Origin of the sequence: Okeania sp. SIO2C2 (assembly GCF_010692625.1) — a bacterium.
In the GTDB taxonomy this organism is placed as follows: Bacteria; Cyanobacteriota; Cyanobacteriia; order Cyanobacteriales; family Microcoleaceae; genus Okeania; species Okeania hirsuta.
Genome location: NZ_JAAHGM010000006.1, coordinates 121,879 through 136,691, shown reverse-complemented (window position 1 = coordinate 136,691; position 14,813 = coordinate 121,879). Strand labels below are relative to the sequence as shown.

12 protein-coding genes are annotated in these 14,813 nt (G+C 35.4%); 7 read left to right on the top strand and 5 right to left on the bottom strand.

The features are described from left to right. Positions 1-219: 219 nt before the first annotated feature. Positions 220-852, top strand: coding sequence for a GUN4 domain-containing protein (locus F6K18_RS05845; protein WP_124146681.1), 633 nt, complete (start codon positions 220-222; stop codon positions 850-852). 212 nt (positions 853-1,064) lie between these two features. Here the strand turns inward: F6K18_RS05845 and F6K18_RS05840 are convergent, their stop codons facing one another. From F6K18_RS05840 to F6K18_RS05820, 5 genes are all read right to left on the bottom strand, one after another. After that, positions 1,065-2,048, bottom strand: coding sequence for a zinc-binding dehydrogenase (locus tag F6K18_RS05840; protein ID WP_287519431.1), 984 nt, complete (start codon positions 2,046-2,048; stop codon positions 1,065-1,067). A 9-nt stretch (positions 2,049-2,057) separates the two neighbouring features. Continuing rightward, on the bottom strand, positions 2,058-3,056 hold the full coding sequence (locus F6K18_RS05835; protein WP_287519430.1) for an NAD(P)-dependent alcohol dehydrogenase: 999 nt from the start codon (positions 3,054-3,056) through the stop codon (positions 2,058-2,060). 144 nt (positions 3,057-3,200) lie between these two features. Continuing rightward, positions 3,201-4,004 (bottom strand): hypothetical protein, encoded by an 804-nt coding sequence (locus F6K18_RS05830; RefSeq protein WP_287519429.1) that lies wholly within the window; start codon positions 4,002-4,004, stop codon positions 3,201-3,203. A 438-nt stretch (positions 4,005-4,442) separates the two neighbouring features. Next, positions 4,443-5,810, bottom strand: coding sequence for a bifunctional UDP-N-acetylglucosamine diphosphorylase/glucosamine-1-phosphate N-acetyltransferase GlmU (gene glmU / locus F6K18_RS05825; RefSeq protein WP_287519428.1), 1,368 nt, complete (start codon positions 5,808-5,810; stop codon positions 4,443-4,445). Positions 5,811-6,679: 869 nt separating this feature from the next. Further along, positions 6,680-7,570, bottom strand: coding sequence for a tRNA (5-methylaminomethyl-2-thiouridine)(34)-methyltransferase MnmD (locus F6K18_RS05820; protein WP_287519427.1), 891 nt, complete (start codon positions 7,568-7,570; stop codon positions 6,680-6,682). 42 nt (positions 7,571-7,612) lie between these two features. Here F6K18_RS05820 and F6K18_RS05815 point away from each other — a divergent pair, with 42 nt between their 5' ends. The 6 genes from F6K18_RS05815 to F6K18_RS05790 all read left to right on the top strand — a co-directional run bounded on the left by F6K18_RS05815 (position 7,613) and on the right by F6K18_RS05790 (position 14,628). Continuing rightward, positions 7,613-9,028, top strand: a complete 1,416-nt coding sequence (locus F6K18_RS05815; protein ID WP_287519426.1) for a hypothetical protein — start codon at positions 7,613-7,615, stop codon at positions 9,026-9,028. Between the two features lie 451 nt (positions 9,029-9,479). Then, positions 9,480-10,037 (top strand): hypothetical protein, encoded by a 558-nt coding sequence (locus tag F6K18_RS05810; protein ID WP_287519425.1) that lies wholly within the window; start codon positions 9,480-9,482, stop codon positions 10,035-10,037. Positions 10,038-10,047: 10 nt separating this feature from the next. After that, positions 10,048-10,875 (top strand): sulfurtransferase, encoded by an 828-nt coding sequence (locus F6K18_RS05805; RefSeq protein WP_287519424.1) that lies wholly within the window; start codon positions 10,048-10,050, stop codon positions 10,873-10,875. A gap of 173 nt (positions 10,876-11,048) precedes the next feature. Next, entirely contained in the window at positions 11,049-11,237 is a 189-nt protein-coding gene (locus tag F6K18_RS05800; RefSeq protein WP_287519423.1) for a hypothetical protein, read from the top strand. Next, a complete protein-coding gene (locus F6K18_RS05795; RefSeq protein WP_287519422.1) occupies positions 11,224-11,478 on the top strand; it encodes a hypothetical protein in 255 nt (84 codons plus the stop codon). Before F6K18_RS05800 ends, F6K18_RS05795 begins: the two co-directional genes overlap by 14 nt. Positions 11,479-12,945: 1,467 nt before the next feature. Beyond that, positions 12,946-14,628: a tetratricopeptide repeat protein gene (locus F6K18_RS05790; protein ID WP_287519421.1), complete on the top strand. Its 1,683-nt coding sequence runs from the start codon at positions 12,946-12,948 to the stop codon at positions 14,626-14,628. Positions 14,629-14,813: the final 185 nt, after the last annotated feature.

Sequence of the window (14,813 nt, the reverse complement as noted above, 5' to 3'; positions counted from 1 at the left end):
ATTACTTATACAGCGTATTTTAGGTTTATGAGGTAAACTGACAACAATTTTACAGCACTTTTTAAGATGGTGAGGTACAGTTCAATATTAATCTCTATCTTCTCTTTCCTCTTCCCTACTCTCTACTCCCTACTTCCAAGATGTACCTCATCCACTAGAAAATTGTTGTATTTTTAATAAATTCTAGAACATGATGATAAATAATTTGGAGGTTAATTTATGATTAAGTATAAATTCAAAAATTTAATTGTTTTTTTATTGATTATTTTGGCAGCATTTCCATCATTAGCAAATTCTAATAATCTAGAAATATTAACCCACAATAAATCAGATATTTCTCAATCTCAAATTATTACTTCACCAGAGCCAGAGAATTCTCCTTATTCTAAGTTAGAAAATTTATTAGCAGATAATAAATGGCAAGAAGCAGACGAAGAAACATACGATCTGATTTTAACTTTAACTCAAAGAAAGAGAGGAGGAGGTATCAATACAAGAGCAATAAAAGAAAAAATTTCTTGTGAAGAAATCAGTAATATAGACCGACTCTGGCGGAAGTATTCTGAAGATAAATTTGGTCTTAGTATTCAAGTATCAATTTACTTAGAAACTGGCAATAATTTGGAAGCATACGACCCACAAAGTTACCAACTATTCGGCGATCAATTAGGTTGGAGAAAATCCAGAAAATGGAAAAAATATGAGCAGTTAAATTTTTCAGAAAATGCTCCTAAAGGTCATTTGCCAATAGCTTTAAGAGAGCTAGATGCTACTGTGAATATCCCAGAATTTATGATTACTAAACGTTTGCGTCGGATATTATATTCTAAGGTTCAAGAATGTAACCTCTAAATTAGAAGAAGGAGTCAGGAGTCAACCCACCCCTAACCCCTCCCAGGAGTGGAAGTCAGGAGTCAGGAGGGAAGAAATAAGAAGAGGAGGAAAAGGAGAAAGTTTTTTGTTTGGTGGCGCACAACTGCCTTAACGTGTAAAGGGAACGGAGTTCTATGGCGCTATTATCCGGATATGATATTACAAAGACATTGTCTTTTCTCCAATACACTTTATCCCTCAACTTTAGCAACTATTTTACCTCGGACATGACGACCTTTTAAACGATTTAATGCTTCTGGTATTTCCTCTAAACTAATTACTTCTGTCAACATTGAATCAACTTTTTTTTGTCTGACTAATTCCCCCATTTCTCTTGCCATTTTTCCTAAATCTTTAATTGCTTTTTTATCCCCAGATAAATAAGCACCTCCCAAAGCAACTTCATGGATAGAAGCAGCAATACTAAAAAGTTTAAACTTACTAAAATCAGGCAACCCGGCAATACAAGCAATTCCACCATTAAATGCCAACATTTCAAAACCTTTTGTTGCAGTTTCTGAACTAACCGTATCTAAAATTGCATCAACACCACGTCCTTTAGTAATTTCTTTCACCCTAACAACTACATCCTCATTTTTATAGTCAATTAAATGCTTTGCTCCCAACTTTTGCACATAATCAAAATTATTCTGAGAACAAGTTGTAATTACCTCCAATCCAGCTAACACTGACAACTGTACCCCAAAACCACCAACCCCACCAGCACCACCATGAATTAAAATAGTTTGCTCTGACTGAATGTGCAAGCGTCGATGCAAAGCTTGGTAAGCAGTCAAACCCGCACAAGGAATAGCAGCAGCTTCAGTAAAAGAAACACCTTCTGGAAGTGGAGCAACTGCTATGGCGGTAGCGTTAGTATATTCTGCATAACCTCCGGGTTTAGACAAATTTCCATGATAATAAACTCGATCTCCAACTTGCCAGTCAGTCACATCAGCACCGACAGCATCCACAACTCCCGCCACATCTAACCCTAAAATAAATGGATAACTCCACCTTGACGACCCAGAAGCAGCTACTTTGTAGTCAACAGGATTTAATCCTACTGCATGAACTTTTACCCGTATTTCTCCTGCTTTTGGTTGTGGTAAAGGCATTTCGGCTATAAGTAAACTATCGGGAGTTCCTGGTTTTTCTAATACCAATGCTTTCATTTTTCTCTCCTAAAGTTGAATTGTAATTTTGCCAAAATGGGAACCTGTTTCCATATAACTTAGTGCTTCTGGAGCTGACTCAAATGGAAAGACGCGATCGCATACAGGATGTAATTTATTAACATCTATGGCCTTATTCATTGCCTCAAACATCTGGCGCGAACCGACAAAAATTCCTTGTATACGAACTCCTTTCATAACTGCGGGTAAAGGATTAAATTCTGCTTGCGCTCCTGCTAATACACCTATTAAACTAATTTGCCCTCCCATTTTGACTGCTTTTAAAGACTTACTCAAAGTATTTGCTCCACCAACTTCCACAATATAATCAACTCCCACTCCATCAGTTAACGCCAACACCTGTTTTTCCCACTTCGGTACAGACTTATAATTAATGACATCAGATGCACCTAACTGCTTCACCTTCTGCAACTTTTCATCACTACTGGAAGTTGCAATGACTCGCGCTCCTGCCATAACTGCAAACTGTAAAGCAAACAAAGAAACTCCACCTGTTCCCATAACTAGAACAGTTTCCCCTGGTTTTAAACCTGCTTCCATTAAAGCGTGCCAAGCTGTTACTGCAGCGCAAGGTAAAGTAGCTGCTTCTATATCAGATAAGTGAGACGGAATACTTACTAAACCATCTTCAGACAAGACTACATATTCTGCCAACATTCCGTTAACTTCACCACCCAAAGCTGACTTAAATGCTTCCTTAGTTAAATTACCAGATCGCCATTTCTGCATAAAAATACTCGCAACTCTGTCTCCAGGTTTAAATTTAGTGACACCTTCTCCTATTGACACAACTTCTCCTGCTCCATCGGAACATGGAATAACAGGTAAATTTAGATGGGGGTTGTAAAGACCTTTAACCATTAAAATATCTCGATAGTTAAGGGAGACAGCTTTAACTTTCACTAAAACTTCTCCAAATTTTGGTTGTGGTTGTGGTCTTTCAGTACAGACTAAATTACCAAATTCCTGAATTTCAAAAGCTTTCATAATTAGTTATCAGTTATCAGTTATCAGCAAAATTTGTAGAGTGCGTTAGACGGCTAAAATTTAGACTATGAAAGCCATTTAACAGTCTGTCTAACGCACCATTTTATCAGTTATCAGCAACATTTGTGGGGTGCGTTAGTTAGTTCAGTAGAGTGCGTTACGTTTTCCTGGTTCATGCTGCGCATTCATGTCGCGTAGCTTTTTATGTCCGCCCAAATCAAGAGGAAGAATTATAATATTTTCTCCTGAACCTCCTTGAGTTCCATAATACGGAAGAATACACCACTGATTCAAATCTGGATTTATCCATTGTTTTCTAAGATGATGATTAATTCCAGTAATATCGAAAGTACTAATAATTTGCAGATTACTGGGGTTAGAGATATCAACTCGAAGAATATAAGTTGGCTCAACAACATTATCTAGCAAATAAGCAATTGATTGATGAATCAAGATATCATGGGCATTTTTCTTCTTTCTCCATCCCCAACCTTCTAATTCTAAGTCAACTTCATCCAAGGTTTCCAAATCTTGACTCAAAGCAACAAGCTTTCCTCCAGTGCAGACAAAAATATGATTTCCATCGGTTGCCATTGCTGCCACATCAGCACATTCATAGACTTTAAGTTTTTCTAACGATGGTGATAATTTTATAACTTTTGATTGAGGTCTATCTGTTTGCTCTTGATTTGGTCTACGTTCAATATTTTTACCCACAATAATTGAATCTGATGAGGCTACAAGTTCCCAAGAACTTGGAGGGAAAGGTGTCTCTTCCAAGTTAACTACGGCTTGGGATTCATATTTTTGGGTTTGACTATTATAGGTAAACTGAGTAAGTTGAGTACCAGACTCAACAAGAAGGTCTGGCAATGAGTAGGATAATGCTCTTTCTTGAGATAAACTAATGTCGGTGAAAAAGTCTTTAAACATGATGTAAAGTCTCAAGGCATTTTTAATATGTTTAAATCTGACAAAATCCGGATTAAAAAAGGTATATACTACAGCAAAAGCATTGGCGGTTAGGACTTATGCTGATGATCAACCTCAAACAGGGAAATGTTTTTCCCCTTGTTCCCTGTCCCCTGTTATAAGCTGAATTTAGCTAGAAATATTAGGTTAACTGTTCGATCTTTTTGTCATTAGACATCTGCGGAAACTAAATTTTTACTAAGGTATTTAAAGGGTTTGAGATTCACGATCGCCAGAGGTCTATTGTTGATAGAGTAGGACTACACAAAGGATAGGGTGAGCGCTGGCCAATCCAAGGGACACTTTGGAACTCGAATAAGTTAATTACTTACTTCAAACTTGGCGCTCTGCGCTACCGTTCTGTTTTATTTTCTAATGCTCCGACTCATTTTCCTCTTGCTTACTTTCATCACATTACTTTAACCGCCAACCTTTTCTCGTAAGTTGTCGAGAGCGAGCAATAACCAAACTGTCATCTTCCACATTCTTTGTTACTACCGAACCTGCCGCTACCGTCACATCTTCCCCCAAAGTCACAGGAGCAACCAATACACTATTTGCACCAGTCTTAGAGCGATCGCCAATTTCGGTATGATGTTTTTTCACTCCATCATAATTAGCAATAATTGTACCTGCACCAACATTTACCTTTTCTCCCAAGGTCGCATCCCCTAAATAAGATAAATGAGCTGCATTAGTGCGATCGCCCACCTGAGCTTTTTTCAATTCTACGAAATTACCAATTCGACAGCGAGAACCCACTTGAGAATCTCCTCGTAGATGTGCATAAGGGCCAATACGAGTATGATCTGCCACCGCACTATCAGAAATCACCGAATACAAAATCGATACATTTTTACCGATCTGACTATTTTCAATCAAACTTCCTGGCCCAACACGACTACCAGCACCGATGATACTTCGACCCCGAATATGAGTTTGTGGTTCAATAATCACATCCCGTTGTAACAAAACTGTATCATCAATAGTGATACTATCGGGGTCTATCAAAGTTACTCCAGCACTCATCCAATCATCTTTAACCCGCGTTTGCAAAATATCATAAGCTGTAGCCAAGTGTTTACGGTCGTTAATACCAACAATTTCTTGATAGTCATTCACATCAACTGCCATAACAGGGCTGAGAAAATTAACTGTATCTGTTATGTAGTACTCTTGTTGGTCATTATTTGTGGTAAGTCTTGGTAAAATCTCTGCTAAAGCTGGCCATCTAAAACAGTAGACTCCGGCATTTACTCGGTGGTTTTGTTTCTGAGCTGCCGTACAGTCTCGGTCTTCTACTATTTGTGTAACGATATTATTTGTATCACAGAATATTCTACCGTAACCTATGGGATTAGGCAGATTCGCAGTCAAGATGGTGGCTGAATTTTGATTTTCTTTGTGAGTGTCAATTAAATTCTTCAGAGTTTCTGGCCGTAATAATGGTACATCCCCATTTAAAACCAGAAGGTCTTCAGAAAATCCTTCAAGACTGGGTAATAACTGTTGAACGGCATGACCAGTCCCTAATTGTTCCCTTTGCTCTACAAATTCCGGGGTGGGTAAGTTATCGTCTTGATTCTCAGTATTAAGAAGAGACTCTTGTACAAGGTCTCCACGATAACCAACTATAATAATTATTCTCGATGGTTGAATAGAAACACAACTTTTCAAGACCCGTTCTACTAAGGTACAAGAACCTAACTGGTGTAATACCTTAGGTAGGTCAGATTTCATTCTGGTGCCACGTCCAGCCGCTAAAATTGCTACCGCTACCATGATTTTTGAGATTATTTTCTTATTGAATAAGAAACGTTATATTAGCGAATCTATAATATTTATCCTCTCATATATGGCAGTCCTCGAGGTGGTTGTTTAGAAAAAGTGGGAGATAGGGAGTAGGGGAGTAGGAGAGTAGGGGAGATTGAGAAAGATTTGGCAATGGCGCTCAGATTGAACATTTTTTTGATACCGACATTAAGCGGATTTGATATAAAAAGCAGATAATATAAGACTTTTAGCTATTGGGTAGTCTCTGCAATTTGTAAATATACCCTTCAAGCACTGCTTTTTTTTCATCAAATCTCACTTTTGACTTTTAGCTATTGGGTAGTCCCTGCAATTTGTCAATATACCCCTCAAGCACTGCTTTTTTTTCATCAAATCTCACTTTTGACTTTTGACTTTTGACTTTTGACTTCTACGGTGCTTTAATGGAACATTTTTTAGCGGATTTGATATAAAAAGCAGATAATATAAGACTTTTAGCTATTGGGTAGTCTCTGCAATTTGTAAATATACCCCTCAAGCACTGCTAAGTGCTTAAGCAAAATTAATTACCTAATTTTATTCTCTGTAATTTTTACAGCATCAGCTTTTTAGCTTTAGAGTATGTTTCATTAATTTTGCATGACTACTTATACTAGACAGTGCAAAGTTCTGGGAATAACTATTGCTAGTCAAGGGTTTCACGGACCCAAGGTTAAAAATTCTCCATTCACAACAGTAGGTGCTGTAAACCTTTCCCAGTAACACTTTCAATCTTGATAGCCAACTGTTTTTTAGCAGAACTTTGTACTCTCCAGTACTTATAGTTTCATAGTTTCATATATCCTCACTTTTGACTTTTGACTTTTGACTTTTGACTTTTAAATTTGAACTCCTGACTCCTGACTCCTGACTCCTGACTCCTTCTTCAACAACCAACGTTTTTTCCAATGAGATGTAGGTTCTAGGGATGATTTTTGTTGTTCTAACTGGCGACGATGCATAATAATTTCCGCCGAGTCTGATAAGTGGGGGTCTCGGTAGGGAATACTAGCGCGAGTTAGTAAATGTTCTTTTTCTTTTTCGGACAGTGGGGGTAAATATTCTTCAGTAAAACTGGCCACTGTTCCTGGCGATCGCCTACCTACTGGTGCAGTAGAACCAATTTTTAAATGAGCTTCTAGTAATGCTTTTCTGACTGCTGCAGAGCAGGAATATGTTGCTAGATAACCATCAGGTTTGAGACACTTACCTACTAAGCGCAAAAATTCTACTGTCCAAAGTTGAGGACAACTAGGTGGAGAAAAGGGGTCGAGAAATATAGCATCAGCTTGGAAACCGGAGTTATTTAGTTCTTGAATAGTTATTCTAGCGTCCCCGATGGGCAGTTTGGCTTGAATTTTTTCTGTTTGTAATTGATGGGTATTAGCTAGAGTAGCTAATAATTCTGGCACAGGGTCAGGCCAATTATCTAGAAGACCTGTAGCGATCGCTGCTTTTGGCACTTCTGGGTCTAACTCTAGACCCACCAATTGAACTTGACAACCAGGATTAATTTTCCAGATGGCTGCTAAAGCAGAAGCAGTGTTATATCCTAGTCCATAACAAACGTCAAGTAGGCAGACCACGGGTTGATGTATTCTAGATAATAGTTGAACTGGGTAAACAAATTTAAATTCTGCTTCTTGTTGAGCGCCAAAATGAGAGTGAAAAGTTTCACCAAATTCGGGTGAAAAAAAAGTAAAAGAGCCATCTGCTGTTGGTTGTGGCATGAATTTGTGATTGATCAATTTTTCCTCTGAAATAGTTATCTAATGAATAAACAGAAAAAATTATACTTACCTCCTTGGTTTCCTTGTCCTAGTTCTTGGTTAAAGGCTTTAATTATGGTTTATTTTATAACTATTTTAGTTGCCATAATTAAGGATTTAAAACTGGGAATATATTGTTGGCAACAACTAGGGGAAAGTTTAGAGTTATTCATTTGTTTGAGTATTATTTTTCTGTTTTTTTTGATTCCTGTTTTTGCTTTTTTGCATCATTACTTTATTTTGATTTTTCATATTTATCGGAAAATTTTACATCGAAGTTATCGGTATAATTTTTTCTTATTCCCGCCAATTACAAGTTGGTGGAAAGCTTTATATAGTTGGTTGATAATTATTATTAGTACTCTGGCAGCAACTTTAATATATACATTAATTTTGCCTTGGTTTAACCTAAATTATCAAATTGCAATTTTAGAAAAAAGTCATTTTTTACATCCTGAAACATTTATAGATAAGTTACTTTTATTTGTTTTTATTAGTGTTTGGTTAATTGTAGCAGCTAAATTATATCAATTTGAATTTTTATCTAAAAGTTTTTTGGTATTGAACAAAATATATAGTCCTACTCTACAAAAGACAAGTTTATCCAAACAACCTCAGATTAATTTGATTGAAGAAGGAAGAAGGAAGAAGAAAGAAGGAAGAAGCGGTGCGACCCCGCGTCGGCGACAGACGGAAAGGAATGCCCACCAAGAGAGGAAAAAGTGGATGGGGACTCAAACCCCAAGCAATTGTAAACACCGTGTAGACGGCGGGGTATTTAAACAAAAAGAAAAAGATAAAACAGAGAATGAATTGACAAAAACTAGCACCTATTCTGGAGTTAAAATTACAAATAAACCTCAATCAGTATTGGCGACAAAAAAAGTCAAGCTAGTTCATCAAATAGAAGAAAGTAATTACTTACAAATAATCCAGAAAACAATCAAAAACAATATTTTAGTATTACTGATTATTCCTTTACTTATATTAGGCGTATATGGATTTTATCAATGGCAATTAATGTCCGAAAATCCTGTAGTTACAGTACCGGAAATACCCTCACCAATAACAAAAAAAGTTGAGTCCGAAAACCTAGAAGTTGAAGAAGTAAAAACTAAACCTACACCTGTATATTCCCCAATAAAAAAATCTTCACCTATCCCAAAAACAACTATTGTATTACCGCCACCAGACCCATTTAAACTTGCAGTTAATCGAGCTATAAATGCAGCAGAAATGGCTCAATCTGCCCAGACTAAAATAGAATGGGAAGCAGTAGCAAGTCAGTGGCAAGACGCAACAGAATTTATGAAAATAGTGCCAGCATCTCATCCTAAATATAAACAAGCTAGAAAAAAAGTCAAAGAATATCAAGGCTATGCTGACTATGCAATTAGAGTAGCGAAAATTAAAAAGTAAAGTAAGCATTCAGCTATTAGCTGTCAGCGGTCAGCTTTTTAATGAATGAAGTAAAAATTAGTTTAACTTATACTAAATTTTCCACCCATAAATTGAAGCACAAGAAAGACTTGTTTTGACTTTTTAACCCATACAATTCAAGGTAATGAAGCTGATAGCTGAAGTCCGAATTTCCGAGGTGATGAGGCAAGTTGACGGCTGTTTGCGCAGCATTCCACAGGAAATACTTACGAAGTAAATAAAAACAAATATAGCAATCAGGAATCAGATGTGAGAATTGAGATGTTTCTTAAAAGTATACGGTATAGCAGTTATCTTATTCATAAGATATTCATTTTTTTCTTCTTCTCTTTTGCCTGTTCTGCGTTCCCTGTTCCCTAAAAATCTTCAATATCTCACAACTAAAATCATATTGCTATATTTGCAATTCATTATTCAGAGGTAATTAATTATGGTTCAATATAGATTTATCGAACTTGCTAAACAAGGAAATTCTAAATCCATTGCTACCCTATTAAATGGAACGTTACATCCTCAAGGTATTAATGCAAAAGTTAGTGCAGTAAATGGATGGTTACACATACTCCTAGAATCTGAAGAATTGCCAGAGAGAAGTTATATTGTAGATATAGTTAGACATCAATTAATAGAATTAGCTCCTGAATCAATTAAAAGAGTTAAATTACTAATTAAAAGATACAGGGATGATTATGCAATTTGGGGTCAGGAGTTTGATTTAACATTAAATTCCTCATCTAGTTTAACTTGGCCTAATTTTGATGATAATCAACAATATAGATTTGATTCAAAGCCAAAAATTAATACTATCAAAAATAGAAGTTGGAATCATCTCAAAATTAGTAAGATAACTCTAGGGATAGTTGTGGTAATATTATTCATGGCAGTAGTTGTTTTTATCAGTAAAATGTTAGTGAAGCGATCGCCACAAACAATCAATAGTTTTACCACCTATCCTCAACTATTATTATCAGAAGAAAACTTAATTTAACTTAGTAAATATGACTAATAAAAATATTCTTATTTCTCCTCAGTGGTTAGTAGACCATCTCAATGACCCAGACCTAATCATCATCGACTGTCGTTTTTCTTTAGCTGACCCAGAATTAGGCCAAAAACAATATCAAGCAGGTCATATCCCTGGGGCATTCTATTTTGACCTTAATCAGGACCTTTCCAGCGCAGTACAAAAACATGGCGGGCGTCACCCATTACCCGATCCTGATAAACTTGGTCAAAAATTAGCAAGTATAGGTGTTAAATACCGAGAGACTCTAATTGTAGCTTATGATGATTCTCGCTTTGCCTTTGCTTCCCGTTTATGGTGGTTATTGACATACATGGGCCATGAAAAAGTTGCTCTTTTAGATGGCGGTTTTTCTGAGTGGCAAAAAAAATATCCAATTACTAATGAAATTTCTGCCCGACAAACAGGTTTTTTTGAACCACAAATTCAATCAAAAATGGTAGTAGATATAGAAACAGTTAAAGCAAAAAAAGATTTGCCAGAAGTAGTATTAGTTGATTCGCGAGATAGCGATCGCTACTTAGGAAAACATGAACCTATTGACCCTATTGCTGGTCATATTCCAGGGGCGGTTAATTATCCTTGGAAACAAGTTACTGATGAAAATAGTCAGGCGAAAGTTTCGGAACAAGTTTCTCGCTGGGAAGAAGTAAAAAGTGCTGAGGAAGTTATTGTTTATTGTGGTTCTGGTGTGACTGCTTGTGTGAATTTATGGTCGTTAAAAATGGCGGGTATTAATACAGGAAAACTTTATGCAGGTAGTTGGAGTGATTGGTGTTCTTATTTAGTAGATAATAAGTAACTTCAGTTAACATTTATCAGTTATCAGTATTTCATGGCATAGGGAGACTTTAAATACTGAATTTATTGATTTTTACCCCTTGAAAGGGGAGGCTTGATACCTGATTTTCTGGTCAAGTAAGAATAAGCAAGAATGATTCTATAAAGGATAAAATCAGCATAAATAATCTAATTTTGGCTGAAATAGTTATGGAAGTAATTTTTTATTCTGGGTTTCCTGTAACTCCTTATCTCAAATTATGGTTATGGAAAATATCAGGTATTAAGACAATAAAATTTGATGGAGGTAGTGGTAATTATTGGTGTTCTTATTTGCTAGAGAGTCAATCAACTAAAAGGAGTAATTCAGATGAAATTATATGATGTTCTCTTGAATACTGATGAAAATAGTCACGGAAATTTTGGGGAACAGATTTATTCTTGGCAAGTTAAGGAAGTAATTTTTTATTCTGGGTTTCCTGTAACTCCTTATCTCAAATTATGGTTATGGAAAATCCCAGGTATTAAGACAATAAAATTTGATGGAGGTAGTGGTAATTATTGGTGTTCTTATTTGCTAGAGAGTCAATCAACTAAAAGGAGTAATTCAGATGGAATTATATGATGTTCTCTTGAATACTGATGAAAATAGTCACGGAAATTTTGGGGAACAGATTTATTCTTGGTAAGTTAAGGAAGTAATTTTTTATTCTGGGTTTCCTGTAACTCCTTATCTCAAATTATGGTTATGGAAAATCCCAGGTATTAAGACAATAAAATTTGATGGAGGTAGTGGTAATTATTGGTGTTCTTATTTGCTAGAGAGTCAATCAACTAAAAGGAGTAATTCAGATGGAATTATATGATGTTCTCTTGAATACTGATGAAAATAGTCACGGAAATTTTGGGGAACAGATTTATTCTTGGTAAGTTAAGGAAGTAATTTTTTATTCTGGGTTTCCTGTAACTCCTTCAACTAAAAAGCAATACGGTTTCCTACGGAATGCTGCGCAAATAGATAAGACCAAAACTCCTATACTATGGAACCATTAGATAAGCTTTTCAGATCACAGAACTTCCAAAAAAATCCTTAACTGAATCGTATTGAACTAAAAAGAAGGAATTCAGAAAGAATCAGAAACTGTTTGGTTGAATACTTATAAATATTACGGAGTAAGTAACAGCCAAAAAAAGGAAAAGAGATAGAATTAGGGAGACTTGCTTAAGATATAGAGTCAAGTTTTTTTACTGCTAATTAAACGGACTATAGCTAAAAGAATAAAATTTTAGTAAAGCTTTGAGGTTATACAATTTACAGAACTTCCAAAAAAATCCTTAACTGAACCCTATTGAACTAAAAAGAAGGAATTCAGAAATAATCAGAAACTGTTTGGTTGAATGCTTATAAATATTACGGAGTAAGTAACAGCCAAAAAAAGGAAAAGAGATAGAATTAGGGAGACTTGCTTAAGATATAGAGTCAAGTTTTTTTACCGCTAATTAAACGGACTATAGCTAAAAAAATAAAATTTTAGTAAAGCTTTGAGGTTATACAATTTACAGAACTTCCAAAAAAATCCTTAACTGAACCCTATTGAACTAAAAAGAAGGAATTCAGAAATAATCAGAAACTGTTTGGTTGAATGCTTATAAATATTACGGAGTAAGTAACAGCCAAAAAAAGGAAAAGAGATAGAATTAGGGAGACTTGCTTAAGATATAGAGTCAAGTTTTTTTACCGCTAATTAAACGGACTATAGCTAAAAAAATAAAATTTTAGTAAAGCTTTGAGATTATATAGCAATGTGCGCTGGCATATTTACAAATTACAAGAACTGTCCAATAGCTAAAAGTCTTGTATTACCGGTCTTTTATTCCCCCAGATGAGCTGTTGCCTGTTGCCTGCGCACAGCGCTATACAATAGCCTACCTGAAGAATTGCTATAGTAATATTGTCTTCTATAAATAAAGAAGTCTACTTGCCCTCAGAATAATATTTTTTCAAATAAGTTATTGCCAAAAACACCAATACAAAAAATAGAGCAAAACTTGACATCTTAAATAACCTTATTCAATAATTAACAACCATACTATGAATATTAAAACAAAAAAAAATCAGATTTTTCTTATCTCTATCTGTATCACAACTTGCATTTATATTACACTTACTTTAAATCCTTCTTGGTCAGCTAGTGAGAGAAACCAAAATCAATTAAACAGTGTAGTTCCTCTATGGAATAACTTAGGAAATATCCATCATCAAATAACAACAAATTCTCCCGAAGCTCAACGTTACTTCGACCAAGGTTTAACCTTGATTTTTGGCTTCAACCATGATGAAGCTAAACGTTCTTTTCAACAAGCAACCAAATTAGATTCTAATTGTGCAATGTGTTATTGGGGTATTGCTTTATCAGAAGGTCCTAATATTAATGCACCGATGAATCAAGAATCTATTCCTACTGCTTATCAAGCTATCCAAAAAGCTCAAAAACTTTCTACTAAAACTACTCCGATCGAACAAGCTTATATTAAAGCTTTATCTCAAAGATATTCTGCTCAAAATTTAGAAAATCGTCAACCTTTAGATATGGCTTATGCTAATACCATGAGAGAACTTTCCAAACAATATCCTAATGATTTAGATGCAGCAACCCTATTTGCTGAATCTTTAATGGATTTAATGCCTTGGAATTACTGGAAAGAAAATGGTGAACCTCAAGCTTTAACGAACGAAGTTGTTAAAACATTAGAATTTGTATTAGAAAAAAATCCAAATCATCCAGGGGCAATACATTATTATATTCATGCCATCGAAGCTTCCTCATATCCAGAAAAAGCAGAAAAAGCAGCAGATAATCTCCGGAATTTAGTTCCTGCTTCTGGTCATTTAGTACATATGCCATCTCATCTTTATCTCAGAATTGGTCGTTATCACGATGCAGCTAGTAGTAACCAAAATGCGATTAAAGCAGATGAAAAATTTCTAGCAACTTCTCAACAAAAAGGATTATATTCAGCACTTTATTATCCTCACAATATTCATTTTTTCTGGTCAGCAGTTAGTATGGAAGGACGTAGTACAGATGCAATTAATGCTGCTAGAAAGTTAGTAGATAAAGTTTCTATTCTGGAAGTTAAGCAGTTTCCTTTGACTGAAATGTTTCTCCCAACTCCCTATTTTTCCTTGGTACAATTTGGTAAGTGGGATGAAATTCTTACCGAATCTCAACCATCAAATGAGTTACCCTATACAATGGCAATATGGCATTATGCAAGAGGTATGGCATGGGTTGGTAAGGGAAATTTAGAAAATGCTCAATTTGAGTATCAAAAAATCAACAAATTATTACAAAATTTACAATTTAGTAGTTTAGAAAAGGCAAATTTTCCTGCTACAAATTTAATTTCAATTGCCAATCATTTATTAATGGCAAAAATGGCAAACCTAAAAGATAAAAATGAAGAGATGATTTCCGAATACCAAACTGCCGTAAAACTTCAGGATAATTTACCCTATATGGAACCTCCTTATTGGTATTATCCTGTACGTCAATCTTTAGGCGGAGCTTTGTTAAAATTAAATCGGGAAAAAGAAGCAGAAGCAGTTTATCGTCAAGATTTACAACAGCATCCAAATAATGGTTGGTCTTTATATGGATTAGCAGAAAGTTTATTTGCACAAGGCAAACAAAAAGAAGCTGCTGAAGTCAAACAAGAGTTTGAAAAAGCTTGGTTAGCAGCAGATATTAAACTAACTACTTCTGAGTTTTAAAGTAGGTGTTCTAAAGTGCTTAATAATATTCAGTTAAAAATTTTTTGATGAGATGTGAGCTTGAATAATTATCAGCTAATACAGCGCTTTTCACTCTTGATGAACCACATCTTCACAAGCAAAACTTTGTAGGGACGTTCCATGGAACGTCTGTGGTCTACCGTGCAGGAAAACCGCTGTAAGGC

Coding starts and splice junctions, on each gene's coding strand:
- F6K18_RS05845 (WP_124146681.1), top strand. CDS start 220: ATGATTAAGTATAAATTCAAAAATTTAATTGTTTTTTTATTGATTATT.
- F6K18_RS05840 (WP_287519431.1), bottom strand. CDS start 2,048: ATGAAAGCATTGGTATTAGAAAAACCAGGAACTCCCGATAGTTTACTT.
- F6K18_RS05835 (WP_287519430.1), bottom strand. CDS start 3,056: ATGAAAGCTTTTGAAATTCAGGAATTTGGTAATTTAGTCTGTACTGAA.
- glmU (WP_287519428.1), bottom strand. CDS start 5,810: ATGGTAGCGGTAGCAATTTTAGCGGCTGGACGTGGCACCAGAATGAAA.
- F6K18_RS05820 (WP_287519427.1), bottom strand. CDS start 7,570: ATGCCACAACCAACAGCAGATGGCTCTTTTACTTTTTTTTCACCCGAA.
- F6K18_RS05815 (WP_287519426.1), top strand. CDS start 7,613: ATGAATAAACAGAAAAAATTATACTTACCTCCTTGGTTTCCTTGTCCT.
- F6K18_RS05810 (WP_287519425.1), top strand. CDS start 9,480: ATGGTTCAATATAGATTTATCGAACTTGCTAAACAAGGAAATTCTAAA.
- F6K18_RS05805 (WP_287519424.1), top strand. CDS start 10,048: ATGACTAATAAAAATATTCTTATTTCTCCTCAGTGGTTAGTAGACCAT.
- F6K18_RS05795 (WP_287519422.1), top strand. CDS start 11,224: ATGAAATTATATGATGTTCTCTTGAATACTGATGAAAATAGTCACGGA.
- F6K18_RS05790 (WP_287519421.1), top strand. CDS start 12,946: ATGAATATTAAAACAAAAAAAAATCAGATTTTTCTTATCTCTATCTGT.